The sequence below is a fragment of the Chitinophagales bacterium genome (assembly GCA_040877935.1).
Lineage (GTDB): Bacteria > Bacteroidota > Bacteroidia > Chitinophagales > CAIOSU01 > JBBDNB01.
Genome location: JBBDNB010000019.1, coordinates 67783 through 91615, shown reverse-complemented (window position 1 = coordinate 91615; position 23833 = coordinate 67783). Strand labels below are relative to the sequence as shown.

Sequence of the window (23833 nt, the reverse complement as noted above, 5' to 3'; positions counted from 1 at the left end):
TAAATAAAATCTTCCATGTCCAGTAAAACCAATCATATCGCAGCAATAATAACAGCACTACTCCTATTTTTCCAAAACAATTCAGAAGCCAAATGCCTCAATGCTTTTATCGATCAATACGATAGATTCAGAATAATTGAAAATGGACAAATGTACCTGGAATCTGATATTTTGATCAAATCTTTTAAAGTTGGAAAAGAATATGTGGCTTATGTTGATCCTTATAATAATTTTAAAATATTTGCGAACGGACAATCACAAACAGTGCAGGAAATAGCCCCTGTAAAATATGACGCTACCGATTATCTGGTTGTTTATCAAAATGCCGGAGATCAGGTCTATTGCATATCAGAAGGACAAAAGCATTTTATAGGACAGTTCAGAGGAGACTATGCTTATGGAGACAGTATTGTAGCTTACGTAGATTTCTATGGGGAATTCAAGGCCTTCTACAAGGGGCAAACGCATATTCTTGAAAACCGTCCGGTGAAGACTTTTAAAGTCCAAGACAATGCACTGGTGTATATTGATATCAATAATGAATTCAAGCTCTACAAAAATGGTGAAGTAATAAGCCTGGAATATGGAAATCCTCCTTTATCATTCCAAGTTGACAGAAATATCGTAGCATATGTAGATGGAGTAAACAGCTTCACGTGTTATTATGGTGGACAGTTTTATACGCTACAAAATTTCGCGCCAGAATCATACAAAATTGGAGAGAATATTGTGGCATTTATCGACAACAGAAATATGCTAAAGGCCTTTTATGACGGTAGGGTTTACGATGTTTTAGACATTGAGCCAAAATCTTATCAAACCTATGAGAACTTTCTGCTGTTTTACGACCTCAGAAGTTTTCTGCATGTTTTCTACAAAGGAAAAACACAACAATTGACCAATTATAAGCCAAGAGAGGTGCAGGTGGACAACGATATTATAGCCTATACCGATTTAGACAACAAACTAAATGTCTTTTATCATGGAGAGAAAAAACAAATTGCAGGAGAAAGCATTCGTTTCTTTGAGTTGAACAACGAATCACTTATCTTTTACCAGGTGCCTTCTACAGTTTATGAAAGTTGTGGAGCCGGCCCAGTAAATAATTTTTAATAGCAATTGATTTAATGATGCAAGAAATAAATAAAGAAAACTTATTAAAAACACTGTCACGAGTAGAAGACCCCGACTTTAAAAAAGACCTGGTGAGCTTGAAAATGATAGATGATATTGAAGTTGAACCCGGAAAAATCTCTTTTACTGTAGTGCTAACTACTATGGCCTGTCCGCTAAAAGACAAGATCAAACAAGACTGCGTAGAAGCCATCAAGCAAGATTGGGGCAATGATTACAATATAAATATCAGTTTTGATTCAAGAATAACATCAAACAGGAAAGAAGCAAAAGATATGCTGCCAAATGTTAAAAACATTATAGCAGTAGCAAGTGGAAAAGGCGGTGTTGGCAAATCAACAATTGCTGTAAACCTGGCCATTAGCATGGCTAAAACAGGTGCCAAAGTAGGGCTCATTGATGCAGATATATACGGCCCTTCAATTCCGCTAATGATGGGATTAAAAGGCAAAAGACCCAAGGTTCAAAAAATTGAAGACAAACATTACATATTGCCCATAGAACAATACGGGGTAAAATGCCTTTCAATAGGATTTCTGATAGATGAAAAGCAAGCTGTAGTATGGCGTGGGCCAATGGTTTCTTCTGCACTGAAACAATTTGTTACCGATTGTATTTGGGGAGATCTGGATTACCTCATACTCGATCTGCCTCCCGGCACAGGTGATATTCACCTGACTTTGGTGCAAACAATCCCGGTTACCGGAGCCGTGATCGTTACTACCCCTCAAGAAGTAGCCATAGCAGATGCAAGAAAAGCGATTGGGATGTTTCAAATGCCCAATATTAATGTTCCAATAATTGGAATTGCAGAAAACATGTCGTACTTCACTCCTGCTGAGCTTCCCGATAAAAAATACTACCTCTTTGGTAAAGATGGTGGTCGCAAAACTGCAGAAGAATACGAGGTGCCTTTTCTGGGACAAATACCAATTGAAGAAAAATTATGCGAAGCAGGTGACCAGGGAAAACCAAGTGTTTTGTACGGGAACGAAATTGTACGGAAATCTTTTATTAACTTAGCAGCAAATGCTGAGCGATTCATAGCAATCAGAAACGCCTCACTTTCAGCCACTAAGGCTGTAGAAATAAATCAATAGTCGCATGTCAGATTTTAATAAATACTCACAACTTTGGCAGGAAGTAGATCGGGCATTGGAAAGTATGCGCCCCTATCTGAAAAAAGATGGCGGCAATATTGAAATTGTTGAAATCACAGCTGATAAGGTAGTTCGCCTAAAATTGTTAGGCGCCTGTGAAACTTGCCCGCAAAGCTTTATGACAATGCGTGCTGGCATTCAGGAGGCTGTAAAAAAAGCAGTGCCTGAAATTCAATCCATTGTAGCAATTAACCTGACCAAACCCACTACAAACTTTCAATCGTAAAATGACCAGACAGGTTTTAATTGATCAAATACTTAAGAAGCGATCATTTCTTTCTGTTGGATTGGATTCAGATATTGACAAAATTCCTGAACATCTCAAAAAAGAGAAAGACCCGCTTTTTGCCTTTAATAAAGCAATAATAGATGCTACCCATGAATATTGTGTAGCCTACAAGCTAAACATTGCATTTTACGAAGCTCTGGGAGTCTCGGGCTGGGAAAGCATGGAGAAAACCATAGCTTACATTCCTGAAAACATCCTGAAAATAGCAGATGCTAAAAGAGGTGATATTGGCAATACCAGCGAGAAATATGCAGAGGCTTTTTTTGACAAACTCAAATTTGATGCAATTACACTCTCTCCCTATATGGGCGAAGATACAGTAAAACCATTTTTGGCCTATAAAAACAAGTGGTCTATTATTCTCGCTTTAACATCCAATAAAAGCAGTGCAGATTTTCAATACGATGAAAACAATAAAGAAAGCCAGCCACTGTTTGAGAAAGTCACCAAAAAAATCAGTGAATGGGGCACTCCTGAAAACACAATGCTCGTAGTTGGTGCCACACACCCCGAATCTTTCAAAAAAATAAGAGCTATTGTTCCCGACTACTTCCTACTCGTTCCAGGTGTAGGTGCACAGGGCGGCAGTCTTTCGCAAATTACCAAAGCAGGCATGAATAAAGATTGTGGTTTACTGGTAAATTCCTCCCGAGGTATTATCTATGCTGGAAAGGGAAATGATTTTCAGGAAGCTGCAAAAAATGCAGCCGCTCAAATGCAGAAGGAAATGGAGCTTTTACTCAGGGAAAATAGTCTCGTGAAATAAAAAGTCCTGAATCAAGGGAATTAACAACCTGAGTTCGGAAATTATTTATTGCTCAGCTCTTAAATAATTATCGAACTAAGGTTAATAATTTATGTTGACAATGAACTATTATTTACCTTATCTTTGTTCACACATTTGAATGAAAACACTGCTCATATCCATATTAAGCCTTTTTTATCTCCTGATCTCTACAGGGATTACGGTAAATGCACACTACTGCAAAGGTGAACTAATAGGTGTGAAAAGCCCCTGGGCAGCAGAACAAGACTGTAAAAAAAGCGATGCATTTTGTCCTGCGAGTACAAATGACAAGCATCCTGAAAACACTCCATTTTGCTGCGCTAAAGACAATAAAGATTGCTGTGAAGAAGATCTGATTCAAATCAAAATGGAGCTGCCTGCAATAAACGCATCTTCACAATCAATAAGTTTTATAGATTTTCATAAAATCTTTTATACAGGGTTTGTAAAACATGCATTTCATTCAGATGAAATACAAGAATTCACTTCCAGATTTTACCGTCCCCCTCCCCTTTTCAGTGACATCCGAATTTTCTTCCACTCTTTGATTTTCTACCACTGATTTGATTTTGTTCTGCCCTGAGCTGTAAAGCATACGGGGTATATATTATTCTAATGAACTTGCTTATAAAAAGCATTTATTTTAACAACAAAATCAAATAATTATGAAATTTTCAAATATTTTATTCGTATTCCTATTCGTGTTTTCTTTTTCAGCATTTGCTGACAATGCCAATGGCAAAAAAACCATTGAAATTCATGTTGATGGCATTTGCGAAATGTGTGAAAAACGCATAGAAGATGCTGTTTACAAACTAAAAGGCATCCAATATGCAGACTGGCAAATAGAAAGTAAAATGCTAACTGTAACCTACAAAAGCAACAAAGTCTCTCAGGAAGAGATCGAAAAAGCTATTATAGCTGTAGGACATGATACAGAAAATTTTACAAGTCCAGATTCTGCTTACAACAAAATACACAACTGTTGTAAATACAGGGAAATGGACAGCCACTAAAAGGAGGAGCTATGAAAATTCAAAAGATTTTCGTGCTGCTCATGATGTGCACAATGTCTGCATTTGCGCAGCACAACAATAAATATATTGACCTAACTGGACAAATAACTAACGAATCAGGAGAAGTAATTCCTTTTGCCAACTTAATGTGGTTGGGTAGCTTAGAAGGTGTCAGTAGCGATGTAAACGGAAATTTCAAACTTCGCAAAAAACAGAAAGATTCCCTACTTGTCGTATCACATATTTCATACAATACTGATACCCTAAAGGTAACAGGGCAATCCTCAGTACTCAATATTGAATTGAGTGAAAAGGAAATGCTGGATGAAGTGAATGTGGAAGGCAGGAAAAGCAGCACCAGTCATTCTTTAAGCAATCCTATCCTTTCCCAAAAAATCAATTCAAAGGAATTGGAAAAAAGTGCCTGTTGCAGCCTTGCAGAAAGTTTTGAAACCAACCCATCAATTGACGCTGTGATAACGGATGCTGCAACCGGAACACGCAAGCTCATTATGCTTGGGCTGGCAGGCAAATACATGCTCATCAGAAGGGAAAAATTGCCCTTTACAAATGGCATTGCAGCCATACAGGGATTGGAAACTTTTCCCGGCCCTTGGATCAGCTCTATCAGTTTATCCAAAGGAGTAGGATCAGTGAGCGAGGGGTTTGAAGGCAGCACCGGTCAACTTAATGTGGAAGTGAAAAAGCCCGAAGATCCTGAAAAAATGCTGGTCAACCTGTATTTCAACGAAATGTCAAGATCAGAATTCAACTTTTGGCACATCAAAAGGCTAAGCCCTAAAGCAGCTACAGCAACATTATTACATGGCAGCGGGCAATACCTGCGCTGGGACAGGAATGATGACAATTTTCTGGATGCCCCATTGCAATACAATGCCAATGTGATGCACCGCTGGAAATTCAATAATCTGAAAGGCTGGAAGGGACAAGTCGGTGTCAATTATATTCGCAGTAAAAAAGTAAGTGGACAGCTTGATTTTCCTTTTGCTTCTAATCCTGTAGAAAACAATAAGCTCTATGGCATTAATATTGAAAACGAACGCTGGGAAGCCTGGATGAAAAGCGGCTATAGTTTTCAAAACCGACCAGAAACGAGCATTGGTTTCTTAAGCAATTACAGCCATCAAAATATAAGGAGCAGCTTTGGAAATCGAATATACAATGCACATATGCAAAGTGTCTATACCAATTTGATCTTTAACACTTATGTATCTACTCCTGCTCACAAAATCAGTACCGGTCTAAGCTACAGGTATGAATTGATTGACGAAGAACTTGCAGAACTCGATTTTTTCAGAGTGGAACAAGTGCCAGGAGCTTTCTTTGAATACACCTTTAAACACAGGGAAACCTGGATAGCTCAGGCAGGGTTAAGAGGCGATTACAATAATATTTATGGAGGATTTCTTACGCCTCGCCTGCATTTGCGCTACAATCCATCAGAAAACACGAGTATCAGGTTTGGTGGTGGTCGCGGTCAACGCACTTCAAGCATTATTGCTGAAAATATGCAAATATTAGCAAGTAGCAGAACTTTACAAATTGACAGCGATCAGGACAATCCCGCTTATGGTCTATCGCCTGAAGTTTCCTGGAATTATGGCCTCAGCCTTACACAATTCTTTCATCCCGGGGGAAAAGAAGGAAGTGTTGTAGTGGAATATTTTCGCACAGATTTCACCAACCAGATAATACTGGATTTAGAAAATCCGCGCGAAGCTGTGTTCTACAATCTTGATGGACAATCTTTTTCCAATAGCTTTCAGGTGGAACTGAATCAGAATATTTGGCGAAAACTGGATTTCAGATTGGCTTATCGCTGGTTTGACGTGAAAAACAACTACAAAAATCGAGGCCTGCTGGACGTGCCTTTAATATCAAAGCACCGGGCATTATTCAATGTTTTCTATGAAACAGGAAATACCTGGAAATTTGACTATACAGTGACCTGGAACGGCCCGCAGCGCATTCCTTCTACTTTGGAAAATTCAGAAAAATACCAAAGGACGGATCGCTCTCCACACTATTTCCTGATGAATGCACAGATTACCAAAGTTTTCAAAAAACGCTTTGAACTTTATCTCGGTATGGAAAATATTTTAAATTACCGCCAGGCCGACCCTATTATTGCAGCAGAAGAACCCAACAGCGAATTCTTCGACAGTTCTTTGATTTGGGGTCCGGTATTTGGAAGAAACACATACCTCGGTTTTCGTTTCAAGCTTTGAAATATGTAAATTAGGGAGCATGAAAATTCTAAGTACCGAACAAGTCAGAAAAGCCGACCAATACACCATTAAAAATGAACCTATTGCCTCCATTGATTTGATGGAAAGGGCATCAAAAGTTTTCTGCAAATGGTTTACCTCTAATTTTCATGATCGATCAAGTGTTTCAGTCTTTTGCGGACAGGGCAACAATGGTGGTGATGGACTGGTTGTTTCCCGTATTTTGCTTAAAAAAGGATTTTCGGTAAAAACAGTTGTTTTAAAATTAAAAGAAAAAGGAAGTCCTGATTTTGAAAGCAACCTGAAAAGACTTCAGGACTTGTCAAAAAGTAAAATCACTTTTATTTCCGCAGAAAAAGACATTGAAAAAATAGATGCCGGCAGTATTGCAATAGATGCACTTTTCGGCTCCGGTTTAGACCGTCCTCTCGAAGGATTGCCCGAAAAATTGGTAAAAGCCCTTAACAATGCAGCTTCAATACGTGTAGCCATTGACATTCCTTCTGGGCTAAAAGCAGACAGCCCCTCCAGCGGCACCATTTTTATGGCAGATTATACATTCAGTTTTGAAAGACCTAAACTGTCCTTTTTTCTGGCGCAACATTTCCCATATGTAGGCTATTGGATCAGCCGCTCTATCGGTTTAGATCCCGAATTTATTGCAAAACAAGATTGCACTTATCATCTGATAGATTTCTCAGATGCAGCGCAGCTTCTAAAAACAAGATACAAATTCAATCACAAAGGAGATTTTGGCCATGCACTGCTTATTGGTGGATCCTATGGAAAAGCTGGGGCTATAATACTGGCAGCAAAAGCCTGCTTGCGCACTGGTGCCGGTCTAACAACTGCACATATTCCTTCTTTTGCTGTCACTGCCCTTCACAGTTCGGTTCCAGAAGTAATGCTGAGCATTGATGCACATAAATATCTTGTAAGTGCTGTTGATATTCCTACAATAGTAAATGCAATAGGTATTGGCCCTGGATTGGGTCAAGATGCACAAACACAATCAGCTATTGAGAAATTAATTAGTAATGCTCAAATACCATCTGTTTGGGATGCTGATGCATTGAATATTTTGGCCAAAAAACCTGATTTATTACAGAAGCTGCCTGAAAACACTATTCTCACACCCCATCCCAAAGAATTTGAACGCTTATTCGGAAAAAGCAAAGATGACTGGGCACAATTGGAATTACTTAAAGAAAAAGCAAAAGCCTTAAAGCTGATCATTGTTTTAAAAGGTGGACATACGGCTATAGCATTGCCCGATGGCAGCATTTATTGGAACAATACAGGGAACCCGGGAATGGCAACAGGCGGAAGTGGAGATGTTTTGACAGGCTTAATTTGTGGTTTTCTTGCACAAGAATACAGCGCTGCAGCAGCTGCTATTTTAGGCGTTTATTTGCATGGGATGGCAGGAGATTTGGCACTTAAAAAATTACACCCCAATTTTCTTATTGCCTCTGATATTGTCAAATATTTTAACAAAGCACTAAGGGCTTGTAACAAAATAAATTCCACATTTTGACTTGTTCTTTTGTTCTTTTTCATTGTTGCAAAAACTTTAAAGAGCCCCGGCTATTCGCAGCTTTTGACGCCTCGAAAAAGAACAAAATAACTACCTCAATTCTGTTGACCTTATTTTGCAACAAACCCTATGAAAAACCACACTGGGTGTTTTTGAAAAATAATCTTGTATTTTTATAAAAAATCGGCTCATGAACAAATTGATCAGCATTTCTATTTTAGCACTTATCCTCCTCAGTTCCTGTAAAGACTTTAATGATTTCAGTCCGCATACACAGTTTATTCTGAAAAATGAACAAATGATGTTCAGAGGTATAGAGTTTGATATCAATAAAGCTACTGTGCTTGAAACTGAAGCATCAGAACCAACTGAAGAATATCCGGATTATTTGCTTTATAATTATCAACTCAATGAGCAAGACGAACCACAATTAGAGCTGGAATACTTTTTCAATAATGACAACAGGCTTGATATGATCATAGCCTACTACACACTGGAAAATGAAGAAGAGAAAGCGCGTGTTTTTGATGAGCTTATAAGGGAATTCACAAAACGATTTGGCCCAGGTGAAAAAGATGAATTGGGTTGGTACACCTGGAAATTTAAGGATCAAATTGGCATTCCCGGGCAAATTGAAATAATTTTGAACCCTGAAAACACCGATGGATTTCGAGGTATAGATATTGAATTCGTGAAATATTACGAATTTGAACAAGATATGGGTCTGGAAGAAGAAAGAGCTGGATAATGAAAATTGTTATACTGACAGGAGCTGGAATGAGTGCTGATTCCGGAATCAGTACTTTTAGAGATTCCGGTGGCCTTTGGGAAAATCACGACATAATGGAAGTAGCCTCACCAGAAGGCTGGAAGGCCAATCCTGAATTGGTACTTGATTTTTACAATAAAAGAAGAAGACAAGTACTTGAAGCACAACCAAACCCAGGCCATGAGGCATTGGCAGATTTAGAGAAATATTTTGATGTGCAGATTATCACTCAAAATGTTGATGACCTGCATGAAAGAGCCGGATCAAAAAATGTGCTGCACTTGCACGGTGAATTGTTGAAAATGCGTTCTTCAGGAGATGAAAACCTGATTTATGAATGTAGAAAAGACATACTCCCCGGTGATCTCTGTAAAAAAGGCCATCAACTGCGGCCACATATAGTCTGGTTTGGTGAAATGGTCCCCATGATTGAACCCGCAGCTCAACAGGCACAGGAGGCAGATATTTTTGCCGTAATCGGCACATCACTACAAGTCTATCCGGCAGCTGGACTAATCAATTACACGGCTCCCTCTATTCCTAAATTTCTCATAGATCCAAAAACTCCTGAAAGTGCTATAAGCAATTTTGAAATTATTCAAGAAACTGCCGCCATAGGCACACCAAAACTTGTACAGAAAATCATTGAGAACTATGGATAAATTGCCCAAGTACCCGGGAAAATGGAAAGCAAAATCTTCTAAAACCATTTACGACAATCCCTGGATTCATTTAGAAGAATATCAGGTAGTTGATCCCAGTGGAAATGATACCATCTATTCTGTATTGGATTTAAAATCCATTGCGGTGGGTATTATTCCATTGGATGAAGAGCTCAACACCTGGATTGTTGGGCAATACCGTTTTCCATTAAATGATTACTTCTGGGAAATTGTAGAAGGTGGTGGCGATAAAACAGTTTCACCAGTAGAATCTGCAAAAAGAGAATTGTTAGAAGAAACCGGTATAAAGGCCGGGCAATGGACTGAGCTTCTAAAAATGGTAACTTCCAATTGTGCCACATCAGAAGAAGCTATCGTATTTGTAGCAAGAGATTTAAGTTTTGGCCCTGCCCAGCCCGATGATAATGAGGACTTGAAAATTATTAAATTACCTTTTGAAGAATTATACCAACGAGCAATGCAGGGAGAAATCACTGACGGAATTTCTCTTGCTGCAATATTCAAATTAAAGGCTTTGATAGATAGAGGAGCGCTTTAGAGATTAACCCAGACATTTGCCAAAAGGCAAGCTCGTCTGCCTTCTGGGCAAATTCTAATGCATAATTTGGGTTCAATCAGTATCAATACTGAATAAATTAATTTTATTCTGCAAAACTATATTAGTGGAATTACTTTTTTGGATTTTATTGGGCTTGCTTTTTTACACCTATATTGGCTATGGAATGCTCATTGCTGTTTTAGCCAAAGCCGGGCAATTCCTGAAGAAATCACAACCCAAACAATATATAAAAAACGATCCTGGCTTACCTAATGTATGCTTGCTGGTGGCAGCCTATAATGAAGAAGATTTTATTCAACAAAAGATCGAAAACTGTTTTGAGCAAGATTATCCCAAGGATAAGCTTACATACTTTTTTGTCAGTGATGGCTCCAATGATCGCACAGCGGAAATCATCAAGCGTTTTTCAGAGATAAAAGCTTTTCACAAAAATGAGAGAAAAGGAAAAATTGCGGCAGTACAAAGAGTAATGCCTTTTGTAAATTCAGAAATTGTAGTCTTTACAGATGCCAATACCCTGCTTAATAGGGATGCTGTTTTCAATCTTTTAAGGCATTTTAAAGAGAACAAAATTGGAGCAGTCGCAGGAGAAAAACGCATTCAAATAGAAAGTAGCATGGGGGCAAGTGCTGCCGGAGAAGGTATTTACTGGAAATACGAATCACTTATTAAAAAATGGGAATCACTATTTCATACTGTAGTTGGCGCTGCCGGAGAATTATTTGCCATTAGAGCTGAACTTTATGAAGCTGTAGAGAACGATACATTGGTAGAGGATTTTCATATGACCATTAATATAGCCGCTAAAGGTCATTCAGTTGTTTATGATTCTGAAGCTTATGCTATTGAAGGTCCTTCAAATGATATCAGTGAAGAATTTAAAAGAAAAAAGCGCATAGCTGCTGGTGGTTGGCAGGCTGCATATCGGCTCAGGAAGCTACTCAATCCTTTTCGCTATGGTTTGTTGAGTTTTCAATATTTCTCGCACAGGGTATTGCGTTGGACTATTGCACCGCTATGCCTTCCGCTCTTGTTACTGGTCAATATCCATTTAGCACTAACGGGCTCCATCTATTTTCAAGTGCTTTTATTTTTACAATGTCTCTTTTATTTGTTGGCCATAGTAGGCTGGTTAGCAGAGCAAAATAAAATGAAATTCAAAGTATTTTTTGTACCCTTTTACTTCTGCTTTATGAATTTTGCTGTCTTTGCAGGCCTTTATAGTTTGCTGAAGGGGGAACAAAGCGTTGTTTGGGAAAAGGCAAACAGAAAAAAGTAAAGTACCTCTCAGCAAGCGGCAATGATACCAAAGTGAAACTCCATAATCCATTCTCAAAAAAAACAGCAGGCTATATAAATAACCTGCTGTCCTTTTAAATAAAATTTTGATGCTTTATCAGTCGATCACTAGTCGCTGTACATGGTGATCTTTTTCAGTAGTAAGTTTAACCAGATAAACTCCGGCACTCAAGAGATCAAAATCATAATTGCGAATAGTGTTCCCCTGGTTCAGCGTTAACTCTTCTTCATAAATCACTTTGCCACTGAGATCAACCAAAGTAAACAAAGCTTTGGTAGTCTGTTCCATATCTACACTGAGATTGAATTGACCATCGTTAGGATTAGGATAAATACTGATTGCATTTTCAGCAAACAATCCTTCTATACCTACACAATTTTCAACAGTAATTGTTGCTGAAGCCGTATTTGTACATGCTTGATCAGTTTCAACTTCTACAGTGTATGTACCTGGGAACTCAACAGTAATCATTTGCGTGTTTCCTACTAAATCACCATTTAAAGTCCAACGGTAAGCATCAAATCCAGCTCCTGCATCAAATATCACCCAGGCAGTATCACAAAGCGTGGTATCATTTCCAATACTAACAGAGGGCAGTGGATTAACAGCCACTGATACCGTATCGCTATCAGAACATGTACTTGGGTCGGTAACAGTAACAGAATAATCTCCTGCAGTACTTACAGACAAGGTCTGATTGTCACTTCCATCTGACCATTCATAATCTGCGCCTGCATTTCCGGCATCGAGCACCAGTGCATCGCCCTGGCAAATCTCACTGTCGGCTCCAAGATTAACAACCGGACTTGGATTTACCGGTACAGGTACAGGAATCAGGTCTGAGTTACATCCGGGAACTAAGATTTCCCAATCGTAGAAGTAATATACATATGTAGGGCTAAAGCTATTTCCTGTAATGGTCAAAAATCCGGGCAATTCATAAGGATAATTAGCTCCTGTAGTATTTCTGTAAATACTTGCACTTCCAAAGTTCTGAACTCTCAGTTGATATCCCGTACCCGGTGGAATGACAAATCCTAAATTATAACGGTTAGGTCCATCAACAATATTCAATGAAGCTGTTTGCAATACATTGCTATTGTTGTCCTCCAGTGTTACAGTGATTGTACCCCCTGTTCCATCGCCAATAATTAGTACTGAATTTAAAGTGAGCGTTTGGAATACATCAAAAATCATGTATTGATTTGTTAAGGCAGAAGTATTTGTAGTTCCAATTGTATTATCCAAAGGCCCTACAAAACCACTTTGCTCGTCAATCAACTCTGCATACAAAGTATCGCTTTCAGTTAAGAAAGGCGTAACTACACTTCTGCCAGTATCATACACTGCTGAAGCAGTATCATTTTCCAAATACCAGTTCACCATCATTGCAGTAGTGCTTACATCTATAGTTGCAGTACCACTGTCACAGATTGCAGATACATTGTCAACGATCAAATCAGGAATGGCCAGATTTTCTACTGTGGTATTTATAGTATCATTGCTCAACTCTTCATCATTGGCTACTGATACAAATATCTCTATATCATAAATACCATCCATAGTAAAATCAAATCCACTTAATGTAACAGTGTCATACTCTGCAATTCCAACACTTGCAGTACCGGTTCCTCCTAAAACAGGTGCAGCACCATTAACAGAATAATAAACATCCACATTGGACTGTGGCTGAATACCAAAACCAGCTATACGCACCACAATTGAATCAGCAGCAATATCACAATCATCCTGTGGTTGCTCCAAAATTTCCAATAATGCGATATCAATTTGCCTTACATCAAATTCATCGGCACCGATATCAGGGAAAGTCGCATTCCTGGTATCGCCATCGACATCAACCGTAATTCCAATTGGTGTAGCTGATGAATCTGCCAGTGGGCCAAGCACATGAAGATCATTGGAAGTAGATATAAATATTGGATTACCTTCCAATGAATTGGTGTTGTAATTACCGGGTAAATTGGCCTGAAAATCTGCCAGATCAACAAAATTTGCAGTTCCTACTTCTACAAAATTGGTATTGGATACAGGTGTGTAATAGATGTTGTAATCCAGTGAATCAAGCGGATCTGCATCTGAGTAATCCAGTGCATAGCCCGTTAAACTCGCCATAATATTGTTAACTACACGAACACCTATTTCCACATCGTTCAATCCCAAGCCGGGATCGCCCAAAACAGTATTGTGAAAGAAATCCGTGGATTCAACATCATTCAGGTATATGGCATAATCCGTTTCGCTGATCACCATATTGTTGGCTACCAATGATGGAACAGGCGGTGTATAGCCATCATTGCCATCTGTGATATATATACCCCAGTCAGGTGAAATCACATCATTGCCAATAATTGTATAGTTGTTCACATCTAATAAGTAGATGGCATCTGCAAAAGCATCTTGTAAATTTCTCACAATATTGCCTTCAATATACAGGGAATCTTGGTCATCTACTTCTATGGCGTGGTCATCCGCTCCGAATAGTCTATTGTTAATGATTTTATTGCCGATATTCAATCCTCCATCATCACCTTCTAAGTGGATATTCTTTTCACCTCCAATAATTAAGTTTCCTCTAAACGTATTGTAATTGGCATTGTCACCTTGTGAAAAATCATCTCCTTCATTTGCAGAAGATACTATACCGGCAACATCAAAGGTGGTTCCGATCAATTCTACTTCGATCTTACATGCTTCAATGGTATTGTAGTTGGCCGCATTGCTCAGCATAAAACCCCATTCGTCCGTATCAGCACCAGTATGGCTTACGGTCATGTTTTTGAAGGTGACATAATCCGCACCATTCAAGTAAACTACGGCATAAGTACTGCCGGAATTACCAGAACCATCGTATTCCAGTGTAACCAATGTGGAATCTCCACCATCAAAAGTAATGGTATTGGTTGCGGATGCTCCTGTTACTTCAGTTAATTGGACGCTTTCCTGATAAACACCTGGTTCGGCTGTAATAACCACGGGACCACATACACCATATTGATTAAGCGCATCCGCAGCCTCATTAAAGTTGAGGAAATCGCCATTTCCACTAGTATCAATGGTATATGTTCCTTCCAAACCAGTTCTAACTCCCGACATCAGTAGTGTGTCATTAGATGGATCCTGATCAGTTGATCCATTTGGATTATCTGTCCAAATTTGGATGTCATAAGTTTGGTTACCTCCCATGAAATTGAAAGTTCCAATCACAAAAGTGCTGTCTTCAAAACTTGGTAATACGCCATTAAAAGTAAAAGGTGTTTGAACGGCTCCATTTACCGTCCAGAAAATTTGAGCGGAATTGATATCTTGAAAACCTAAGTTTAGAATTTCCACACTTACATCCGAAACTCCTGGACAAATAGACTCCAATGGAATATTTGTTACGGATAAATCCCTATTGAGCACATCAAATTCATAGGCTCCAATATCAGGAAAATCCGTACTTCTTGTATTTCCATCGATATCAACTGTAATTCCAATTGGGGTGGCCGCAGAATCAGCTAAACCTCCAATAACCCTTAAGTCTGTAGCAGAAACAAAAAGTGGGTCACCTTCCAGTGAATTGGTATTGTAATTACCGGGTAAATTGGCCTGAAAATCTGCCAGGTCAACAAAATTTGCAGTCCCTACTTCTACAAAATTGGTATTGGATGCAGGTGTATAGTAGATATTGTAATCCAGTGAATCAAGCGGATCTGCATCGGCATAATCCAATGCAAAGCCCGTTAAACTCGCCATAATATTGTTTACCACACGTATTCCTGTTTCCACATCGTTCAATCCCAAGCCGGGATCACCCATTGTGGTATTGTGGAAATAATCAGTGGATTCTACATCGAGTAAATAAACTGCATAGTCCGATGTACTAATAACCATATTATTGGCCACCAATGAAGGAGCAGCAGGCGTAAAGCCATCGTTACCATCATTTACATATATTCCCCAATCGGGTGAAATCACATCATTTCCTATAATAGTATAGTTGTTCACATCAAATAAATAGATGGCATCTGCTCCAGCATCTTTTAAATCTCTTACAATATTGCCTTCAACATACAGAGAATCTTGGTCATCTACTTCTATGGCATGGTCATCAGCTCCGAATAATCGGTTGTTGATGATTTTATTACCAACATTCAATCCTCCATCATCTCCTTCCAAGTGGATGTTCTTTTCACCACCTATAATTAAGTTGCCCCTAATGGTATTGTAATTGGCATTGTCACCTTGTGAAAAATCATCGCCTTCATCAGCCGAAGCTACAATCCCAGCAACATCAAAGGTGGTTCCGATCAATTCTACCTCAATTTTACATGCTTCTATGGTATTGTAATTGGCTGCATTGCTCAACATAAAGCCCCATTCGTCCGTACCCGTTCCGCTATGTCGAACGGTCATGTTTTTAAAGGTTACATAATCCGCACCATTCAAGTAAACTACGGCATAAGTACTGCCTGAATTACCAGATCCATCATATTCCAGTGTAACCAAAGTGGAATCTCCACCGTCAAAAGTAATGGTATTGGTAGCAGAGGCACCTGATACTTCATTTAATTGAACGCTTTCCTGATATAAGCCTGGAACTGCATTGAATGTTACTGGGCCGCAAATGCCAAAATTATTCAAAGCATCAACTGCGGCATTAAAGCTTACATAATCTCCAGAACCTGATGGATCAATAGAATATGTACCGTCCAGACTAGTTGATATGCTTAATGAGGCCGTGTCATTGGCTGTATTGGGATCAGGCTGTCCATTAGGAGAAGCTACCCAAGCTACAATATTATATGGTTGTGGAGAGGAAGTAAAGTTGAAGCTGCCTACTACAAAACTTGAATCTTCACCTGAAGCCAGGGTGCCACCAAAACTCAATGGAGCTTGTACTGCACCATCAACACTATACACTACCAAAGCCGATGTTAAATCCTGTGTACCCGTATTGACTATGGTCACAGAAATATCCTCTGAACCTGCACAAATTGTCGAATTATTAATGGAGGCCAAACTTACATCATTGGCCTGCGCATCAACATTATTAGCACCTATATCAGCAGGCAAGGTTCTTAGCTCTCCAAAAATATCATCCGTAATGAATGGTATTTCAACTCCGGCCCCATCCAAAGCTGGATTGAAAGCATATAAGTTATTATTAGAAACATAAAGTGGATCTACAGAAATTGAATTGGCATCCGTTCCTGTTCCTGCCTGTAAATCACCTAGGGTAGGAAAGCCATTTCCTCCTAAATTGGCCAATTCTGCTCCAGTTGTATAAACATTGTTGTAATCAGAAGAATCAATTACATTGACAGAGGCTGTAGTAGTGATATAAACGGCATTTCCTCCATTGCTATTGGCAAAATTGTTATTCAACAAGGTAAGGAATTCCGTACCACCGTCAGTAGCGTAAAATGCGCCTGCTCCAGCATCTGTACCACTTGTTAAACCATTATTGTGCAAGAAATGTACATACTTTGCATCACTGTCTGCAAGCAAAGCTCTACCAGTAGCTCCTCCAGCCTGGGCAAAATTATTGTAAACCAATATAGGATTGTTAGCTGTTCCCTCGCAATCCCTAATAGCAATTCCGTATCCGCCTTCTTTTGCATAAACTTGATTGTATGCTACTTCTACATTATCGCCATCAGTATCCCTCAAAGAAATTCCAAAATATAGCTCTGTAGAAGTATTGCTAGTTCTACTGATTATATTGTTCAATATTTTAGAATTGGCATGATTTGGAGTGAATAATCCTACATAGAAAGTTTCAATCTTGTTGTTTTCTACAATTAATGAAGGTTGATTGTCTGTAAAACCTGCAGTGTTATAATACCAAAATCCATTTCCATTACCATTGAAAAAGTTATTTGTAAAAGTATTGTACAAATCATCCGAAGCATCGCTTGAAAAAACAGATGAATAATCACCAAACTCAATGGTTGTATAATTTCTTGAAGCTCTAAATTCATTATTAGAGAAATTATTGTAATCAGCACCATTTGTCAGCTCTAAAATGGTAGCATAATCTTCACCGCCCATTCTTTCAAATGTCAAATGTTGGAAAGTAAAGTAATCTGCTCCATCCATCAAAAGCAAATGATTGTCTGCTGAAGAAGTGGAAGAAGGATGTGAAAAAACTACGGTAGAACTGTCCAATAATTCAGACTGAACAGTAATGGTATTGGTAGCAGAAGCTCCTAAAATTTCAGGCACTTCAAATTGTCCGGTATAAGTACCGGGTTTCATATTAATGGTAACAGGACCACAAACACCATAAGCAGCAAGTGTATCAATTGCTTCTTGCAATCCGGCAAAATCAGAACCCGCATCCCCTGCCGTATAGGTACCAGTCAGTGAAGGGCTTCCAATAAAGAAGTCTAAAGTATCGTTGGCTGGTACAGTATCAACTACTCCGTTGGGCTCAACAGTCCAAGCTGCGATGTCAATGGATTGACCCGCTGTAAATGTAACATTACCCAATACTACATTCACGGATTCAGAGACCCCAATTGTATCCGTTACATCAACAGAACCTTGGAACGTGCCATTTAATGACCATTGTACTTCTACTGAATCAATACGATTGATTCCAAAATTTGAAACCTCAACTTCAACGGGTTCAATATCACCGGGACAACCAGTTTGGGGGGTTATTAATGAAGCAACACCTGCATCATTATCACCACTTGGAGGCAGTATGATTTCAGCGCCAAAACCTCCAAAGTTTGTTCCTGTAGTAGCAAAGAACTCTATTGTTAGGCAACCAGAGGCATTTGTAGCTTCATATAGTGTTGTTGTCATGCAACGATCACCTGTAATATCATTATTGAAAAGCTCGGTACCACTTGCTGCATTATTATCGTAAATAATCACCCAATCAAATGATGCAAACACATCAAATTCAAAGAAATCCAAAGACACTGGTCCGGAAGGATTATCAGGGCAGATAGTCATTATAGTAGTACACCCACAATTAAGATAGTCACCAGTGGTTCCAGCTGCCCCTCCACAAGCAGAAAAATCACCGCCAGGCCCTCCGTGATCATAAACAAATTCATAACCACTACTAGGAACATTTATAGTAGTGGTAGTTCCATCTACAGGAACATAGTCGGTCTGTGCAAAAGCACCACTAATTACAAACAGTAAGAGTACTGTAATCACACTCGATAAAGCTTTCATATCTATTGGTTTTTGTTTGGAGTTCTCTAATTTAATAAAAAAATGACAGCATTGTTCATTTAGCAACTACAATTTAATGTAAGTAGATGGTAAATCACGCTAAATCAAACCTTATATATTATAAAATAAAATGTTATCCTGTTCACAATTGTAAAACTAATTTAAACAATTAAAACAAATCAATTTTCTTCAAGCAATTTAAGCAACCTATCAGGATAATCCGTAATTATTGCTTTTATGCCATGTTCTATCATTTGCAGCATATCTTTCTGCTCATTCACAGTCCAGGGAACCACCTGTATATTGCGGCTGTTCATTTCGGCCATCAAACCTTGATTTACCAAAGAATAATGCGGGCTGAGAATATCCGGCATAGAACCGAGTATTTTTAACTGTTCGCCCAGCTTTTGGTTTTGTCCAAGCAACAATGCTGTTTTGTAATTCGGATAATCCACTTTTACAACTTCCAGGGTTCGAGGATCAAAAGATTGGATGATCACCCGGTCTTCAATACCATGATGATTCAACTCATCTATTAATAAATCGACAAATTCAGAAGGTTCAGGATGATAAATATGATCGCCTTCTTCGGTTGTTTTGGTCTCAATATTATAAAATACCGGCTCCAGCTTATTCGCTTTTGTATAATTCTCAACTTCATCGATCACCTCCGAAAGCAGTGGTTTGTGGACTTTCACTTTCTTTTGCTCAGAAAATTGCGGGTGGGGTTTACTGCCACAATCGTACTCCCTGATTTCATCGTAATTCATTTCATAAATATTGAGCTTTTCGCGGCTGTCTTCTGGCAATTCATTTCCTTCCCTGTCCAAACATATTTGTGGGGACATATATGGTTCATGCGATAGTATTACCTTATTGTCTTTGGTGATGACCACATCAATTTCAAGGGTTGTTACACCAAGATCAACAGCATGTATAAACCCGGGAATGCTATTTTCGGGATATAAGCCACGACAGCCCCTGTGTCCCTGTACATCAAATTTTTCAGGAGGTCTTTCTTGCGCAAGTGAAATTAAAGGAATAGTAAGGCTCAATAACAGAAAGATCAGTACAGGCTTAAGCATAGGTTTGAATTTGATTAACTCGAAGATAAAATTTATTTGGTGAATTCGTAGGTGAGGTTAGTGGGCTGAAGATGGACAAACCTTTTCCAAAGTTCAAAAACTTTGGAAAAGTTAAGGCAAAGAAGGAAAAACCCCAACAGGGTTTAGAGACCAATCAGGTTTACTGAGCTGAAGTCCATTTTGTAGCTCTTGCCCTCCATTTTTCAATATCTGTTTCCATTCTATAGCCTTTGGCTTTTATGGCTTTAACATCATTATTTATCAAATGATTAAGACTATGCCCCCAAATTATGCAAAGCTTGCGTTCTGGGCTGTTCTTCAAATAATTTGATGCTTCTTCTACCATGTCTTCATTCCAGAAAATCCAGCGAAAATCTTTAAACACGCTGTATTTTTCTTTGTTGTCATGATATTGCACATAAAATGTAATTGCCGGGCTGCCTTCATGATTTACAAAAACAGCTGTACCTGATCTAATATCATTTTTCAATTCATCCATTACTTCCCTAGTTTCTTCCATCAGACAATGTTTTTCCGGGTGTAGATAAATCCAGCCATTCATTTTCATTAAAACAAACACCGTACTTAATAGCAAAAATGCTTTTGCAAATATTGGCGTTTCATTCCATAACCAACGAAAACCCAACACTAAAACCACAAAAATCAGGGGCATGCTAAACAATAATAAGCGGGGAATAAACGAATAATAATTTAAAAAGGAAGCCAGTGCAGCAAATGAAATAGGCAACAAAAACAATAAAAAATACCCTTTCTTGCTTTTAGCTAAATAAATTTTTCCCGCTGCTAATAGCACTAAAAACCAAACAATAGCTATTGCAGAACTGCCTATATAGGCATTAATCAATCCCTTAATAATTTTCCAATTTTGAATCCAGGCTTCTTTTTGCCATAGGGCATAATCCAAAAAATACTGCCCGTGGTAATTTTGCAAATAACTCGACTCCGCATCGCTTTTGAGCAAAAAGAAAAAATACAGGAAGAAATTCAATGCCCAAACTCCCGTGAGAAAACTGAAATACAACATGAATTTTTTCCACTCACCGGCATCAACTGATTGTTTGAAAAAATAAAGCCCCACAGCTGCCAAAACAAAAACCACTGGCATGGAGGACCAAATGCTTAATACTCCCATGATTGTCCAAAGTAAAATCCCTGAAGCTTTAAAAAACTGTTTGTAATTGCTGTTTATAGCTATTAAAACAAAAAACAAAGCCAACATGGCATCAGTGGTATATTGCTTCAGCATATTGCTTTGCATTAGCATAATATAGGAACTGCCAAAAAGGACAAGAGCAATAGAAATATACCAATTGTTCAGTTGTAAACCTGGATGTCTGCAAAGCCGAATAATAAGATAAATACATAGCAATGAAGCCAACAAAGCAGGAAGCCTGAGGGCATATTCATTCATCCCAAAAATAAGCGTAGAAATTTTAACTATTGTGAGAAATAAGGGGGGAGCGTATTGCTCATAATCCAAGTTTTGCCAAAGTTGTAAAAAACCTCTTTCAGCAATGTTTCTGGCCACGTTGGCCTCATCTATCATTAAGGAACTGCCGTGAAAAAAGGCCTTTAATCGAACAGCAACAATTAAAAAAATCACTAAAAGCAAAACAATTTTGCCCAGCAGTTCAATTTTTTCTTGACTTATGTTACTGTTCAATTTAGTTGGAATCTACAAATGAATCACTTCACCATAAGCCGCTGCGGCTGCTTCCATCACAGCCTCTGACATAGTAGGGTGCGGATGAACCGATTTGATGATCTCGTGTCCTGTGGTTTCGAGTTTGCGAGCCACAACAGCCTCAGCTATCATTTCCGTTACATTGGCACCAATCATATGTGCGCCAAGCCATTCGCCATATTTAGCATCGAAAATCACTTTCACAAATCCTTCTTTCACACCGGCCGCGCTTGCTTTACCACTGGCGGAAAATGGAAATTTGCCCACCTTGATCTCGTATCCGGCTTCTTTTGCAGCTTTTTCGGTATATCCTACGGATGCTACTTCTGGTTGACAGTAAGTACATGCTGGTAAATTATTGTAGTTCAGCGGTTCGGGATTTTCCCCTGCAATTTTTTCCACGCACACTATACCCTCAGCAGAAGCCACATGCGCCAGCGCAGGACCTTTCACCACATCGCCTATTGCATAGTAGCCATCCACATTGGTTTTGTAAAACTCATCGGTTTTAATGATGCCTTTTTCGGTTTTTATCCCCACGGATTCTAGCCCTATGTCCTCGATATTCGGGGTTATTCCAACTGCTGACAAGACAATATCGGCTTCTAATTTTTCAGTGCCTTTGTCATTTTTCACATGCACCTCACAGGATTTACCTTTGGTATCTACTTTCTCTACTGCACTGCCCAGCATCATTTTGATGCCTTTTTTCTTGAAATTTTTCTGCAATTCCTTAGACACTTCCTCGTCCTCATTGGGAACTAGATTGGGCAAATATTCCACTATAGTTACTTCCGTGCCAATGCTATTGTAGAAATAGGCAAACTCTACGCCTATAGCCCCTGCACCAACCACTACCATTTTCTTGGGCTGCTTTTCCAATGTCATGGCCTCGCGATAGCCAATGATCTTTTTGCCATCTTGTTTTAAGTTTGGTAATTCTTTTGAGTGAGCACCTGTTGCAATAATAATATGTGAAGCTGAGTAGTCTTTTGATTTCCCATCCTCAGATTTTACTTCCACTTTTTTGCCGGGTTTTACTTTTCCGGTTCCTGCCAAGACTTCAATCTTGTTTTTCTTCATCAAAAACTGAATGCCTTTGCTCATTTGATTGGCACTGCCACGGCTTCTTTTCACCATTGCCGGAAAATCGGCTTTGGCGCTTTTTACCTCTATTCCATAATCATCTGCATGATTGATATAATCAAATACCTGCGCGCTTTTCAGCAATGCCTTGGTGGGAATACAGCCCCAATTGAGGCAAACTCCGCCCAGCTCTGCTTTTTCTACCACTGCTACTTTCTTTCCCAACTGCGAAGCCCTAATTGCAGCAACATACCCGCCCGGGCCGCTTCCTACTACTATGATGTCAAAATCCATCTTTTTTATTTGATTGTTTGTTTATTGAATTGTTTCGAGCATTTACCCCTGGCAAATACTCCTGTAGCAAATTACCACAAAAAGGCGCATTATTTCAAATTTCAGTTTCTGGAAAGATTTGTAGAGACCTTCAAGGTTTCAAAAAAACCTTGAAGGTCTAGAACGATAGTGGGACGACTAAAAAAGTCGTGACCACTGCAATACTCATTTACTGATTCTAGCTTTGATTCTATTCCCTTTTAGCTGGCGCGAGCTTTTAGCTCGTGTCTTATTTCCCGCTTAAGCAAGTTTCATATCAAAATTAAAACCTACTTCGTCAAATCCTCCTCGTGTACTACCTCGTGTTTTGAGTTGTCAAAGGCAAAAACCTGCCCTTCGTCCAGTTCCAGATTTGGATTAAAAGTCTCAATTTGCCAGGTGAATTCCACTTTATCTTTATTGCGGATTTGTGCCTTTTCAATTTCACTTTTCGCAGTATTTACAAACAAATGAATGCGCTCAAATGGGCTTTCAGAAATATCTTGTGGAATCAATTCGATTTTGGCCACTCCATTGTTTTCTTCCAATAATCTGTAGTAAAAATCCTTTTCATAAATTGTAAACAACTGGGCCGGGCTTTCAATGTTTTCCGGGTCTGGCTCGTAGAAGTTGATCTGCAATTCTTTGGAATCCTTCAAATAAGTCCAGCGCTTTACATTGTCGCAAATCACTATAAGCTGATCGGTCTCAAGGCGGTATTTTTCATCCTTAATTATTGCAGAACCATTGTAACTTTCATTCAAATCTCCTTCTGCAGATTCCATACTGAGCTTGAATTCAACTTTCAGTGATTTAAAAGATCGGTATTTTTTGCTCACCTTGTCGAGAATAACTTTTGCTTCGGGGTCGTTCTCAATCTTTCTATCTTGCCCCTGAACTGTACTTTCGCCAATAAAAAACAAACTTAATGTTATCCAAAGGCAAGTATATAATTTTGTCATAAT

Annotated in this window: 17 protein-coding genes; 12 read left to right on the top strand and 5 right to left on the bottom strand. The window is 38.9% G+C overall.

Annotated elements, in window-relative coordinates:
* Nucleotides 1-15 precede the first annotated feature (15 nt).
* The 12 genes from WD048_04775 to WD048_04720 all read left to right on the top strand — a co-directional run bounded on the left by WD048_04775 (nucleotide 16) and on the right by WD048_04720 (nucleotide 11462).
* Nucleotides 16-1113 (top strand): hypothetical protein, encoded by a 1098-nt coding sequence (locus WD048_04775; GenBank protein ID MEX0811510.1) that lies wholly within the window; start codon nucleotides 16-18, stop codon nucleotides 1111-1113.
* A gap of 14 nt (nucleotides 1114-1127) precedes the next feature.
* The gene (locus tag WD048_04770) at nucleotides 1128-2234 is read left to right on the top strand and encodes an Mrp/NBP35 family ATP-binding protein (protein ID MEX0811509.1); all 1107 of its coding nucleotides are present in this window, start codon (nucleotides 1128-1130) and stop codon (nucleotides 2232-2234) included.
* A gap of 4 nt (nucleotides 2235-2238) precedes the next feature.
* Entirely contained in the window at nucleotides 2239-2520 is a 282-nt protein-coding gene (locus WD048_04765) for a NifU family protein (protein MEX0811508.1), read from the top strand.
* A gap of 1 nt (nucleotide 2521) precedes the next feature.
* Nucleotides 2522-3349, top strand: coding sequence for an orotidine-5'-phosphate decarboxylase (pyrF, locus tag WD048_04760; GenBank protein MEX0811507.1), 828 nt, complete (start codon nucleotides 2522-2524; stop codon nucleotides 3347-3349).
* A 139-nt stretch (nucleotides 3350-3488) separates the two neighbouring features.
* A complete protein-coding gene (locus WD048_04755) occupies nucleotides 3489-3932 on the top strand; it encodes a hypothetical protein (GenBank protein ID MEX0811506.1) in 444 nt (147 codons plus the stop codon).
* Between the two features lie 103 nt (nucleotides 3933-4035).
* A complete protein-coding gene (locus tag WD048_04750) occupies nucleotides 4036-4386 on the top strand; it encodes a heavy-metal-associated domain-containing protein (GenBank protein ID MEX0811505.1) in 351 nt (116 codons plus the stop codon).
* 11 nt (nucleotides 4387-4397) lie between these two features.
* A complete protein-coding gene (locus tag WD048_04745) occupies nucleotides 4398-6635 on the top strand; it encodes a TonB-dependent receptor (GenBank protein MEX0811504.1) in 2238 nt (745 codons plus the stop codon).
* Between the two features lie 19 nt (nucleotides 6636-6654).
* Nucleotides 6655-8172: an NAD(P)H-hydrate dehydratase gene (locus tag WD048_04740; protein ID MEX0811503.1), complete on the top strand. Its 1518-nt coding sequence runs from the start codon at nucleotides 6655-6657 to the stop codon at nucleotides 8170-8172.
* Between the two features lie 190 nt (nucleotides 8173-8362).
* Nucleotides 8363-8920: a hypothetical protein gene (locus WD048_04735; protein ID MEX0811502.1), complete on the top strand. Its 558-nt coding sequence runs from the start codon at nucleotides 8363-8365 to the stop codon at nucleotides 8918-8920.
* A complete protein-coding gene (locus WD048_04730) occupies nucleotides 8920-9603 on the top strand; it encodes an NAD-dependent deacylase (protein ID MEX0811501.1) in 684 nt (227 codons plus the stop codon). The genes WD048_04735 and WD048_04730 overlap by 1 nt, the downstream gene beginning before the upstream one ends.
* A complete protein-coding gene (locus WD048_04725; GenBank protein ID MEX0811500.1) occupies nucleotides 9596-10162 on the top strand; it encodes an NUDIX hydrolase in 567 nt (188 codons plus the stop codon). Before WD048_04730 ends, WD048_04725 begins: the two co-directional genes overlap by 8 nt.
* A gap of 124 nt (nucleotides 10163-10286) precedes the next feature.
* The gene (locus WD048_04720) at nucleotides 10287-11462 is read left to right on the top strand and encodes a glycosyltransferase family 2 protein (protein ID MEX0811499.1); all 1176 of its coding nucleotides are present in this window, start codon (nucleotides 10287-10289) and stop codon (nucleotides 11460-11462) included.
* A 117-nt stretch (nucleotides 11463-11579) separates the two neighbouring features.
* Here WD048_04720 and WD048_04715 read toward each other — a convergent pair whose 3' ends face one another.
* The 5 genes from WD048_04715 to WD048_04695 form a co-directional block, all read right to left on the bottom strand.
* Nucleotides 11580-18680, bottom strand: coding sequence for a right-handed parallel beta-helix repeat-containing protein (locus WD048_04715; protein MEX0811498.1), 7101 nt, complete (start codon nucleotides 18678-18680; stop codon nucleotides 11580-11582).
* A gap of 179 nt (nucleotides 18681-18859) precedes the next feature.
* The gene (locus tag WD048_04710) at nucleotides 18860-19765 is read right to left on the bottom strand and encodes a glycerophosphodiester phosphodiesterase (GenBank protein MEX0811497.1); all 906 of its coding nucleotides are present in this window, start codon (nucleotides 19763-19765) and stop codon (nucleotides 18860-18862) included.
* A gap of 160 nt (nucleotides 19766-19925) precedes the next feature.
* Nucleotides 19926-21449, bottom strand: coding sequence for a hypothetical protein (locus WD048_04705; GenBank protein ID MEX0811496.1), 1524 nt, complete (start codon nucleotides 21447-21449; stop codon nucleotides 19926-19928).
* A gap of 12 nt (nucleotides 21450-21461) precedes the next feature.
* Nucleotides 21462-22850, bottom strand: a complete 1389-nt coding sequence (gene lpdA, locus WD048_04700) for a dihydrolipoyl dehydrogenase (GenBank protein MEX0811495.1) — start codon at nucleotides 22848-22850, stop codon at nucleotides 21462-21464.
* A gap of 308 nt (nucleotides 22851-23158) precedes the next feature.
* Entirely contained in the window at nucleotides 23159-23830 is a 672-nt protein-coding gene (locus WD048_04695) for an outer membrane lipoprotein carrier protein LolA (GenBank protein MEX0811494.1), read from the bottom strand.
* Nucleotides 23831-23833 lie beyond the last annotated feature (3 nt).

Coding starts and splice junctions, on each gene's coding strand:
- WD048_04775 (MEX0811510.1), top strand. CDS start 16: ATGTCCAGTAAAACCAATCATATCGCAGCAATAATAACAGCACTACTC.
- WD048_04770 (MEX0811509.1), top strand. CDS start 1,128: ATGATGCAAGAAATAAATAAAGAAAACTTATTAAAAACACTGTCACGA.
- WD048_04765 (MEX0811508.1), top strand. CDS start 2,239: ATGTCAGATTTTAATAAATACTCACAACTTTGGCAGGAAGTAGATCGG.
- pyrF (MEX0811507.1), top strand. CDS start 2,522: ATGACCAGACAGGTTTTAATTGATCAAATACTTAAGAAGCGATCATTT.
- WD048_04755 (MEX0811506.1), top strand. CDS start 3,489: ATGAAAACACTGCTCATATCCATATTAAGCCTTTTTTATCTCCTGATC.
- WD048_04750 (MEX0811505.1), top strand. CDS start 4,036: ATGAAATTTTCAAATATTTTATTCGTATTCCTATTCGTGTTTTCTTTT.
- WD048_04745 (MEX0811504.1), top strand. CDS start 4,398: ATGAAAATTCAAAAGATTTTCGTGCTGCTCATGATGTGCACAATGTCT.
- WD048_04740 (MEX0811503.1), top strand. CDS start 6,655: ATGAAAATTCTAAGTACCGAACAAGTCAGAAAAGCCGACCAATACACC.
- WD048_04735 (MEX0811502.1), top strand. CDS start 8,363: ATGAACAAATTGATCAGCATTTCTATTTTAGCACTTATCCTCCTCAGT.
- WD048_04730 (MEX0811501.1), top strand. CDS start 8,920: ATGAAAATTGTTATACTGACAGGAGCTGGAATGAGTGCTGATTCCGGA.
- WD048_04725 (MEX0811500.1), top strand. CDS start 9,596: ATGGATAAATTGCCCAAGTACCCGGGAAAATGGAAAGCAAAATCTTCT.
- WD048_04715 (MEX0811498.1), bottom strand. CDS start 18,680: ATGAAAGCTTTATCGAGTGTGATTACAGTACTCTTACTGTTTGTAATT.
- WD048_04710 (MEX0811497.1), bottom strand. CDS start 19,765: ATGCTTAAGCCTGTACTGATCTTTCTGTTATTGAGCCTTACTATTCCT.
- lpdA (MEX0811495.1), bottom strand. CDS start 22,850: ATGGATTTTGACATCATAGTAGTAGGAAGCGGCCCGGGCGGGTATGTT.
- WD048_04695 (MEX0811494.1), bottom strand. CDS start 23,830: ATGACAAAATTATATACTTGCCTTTGGATAACATTAAGTTTGTTTTTT.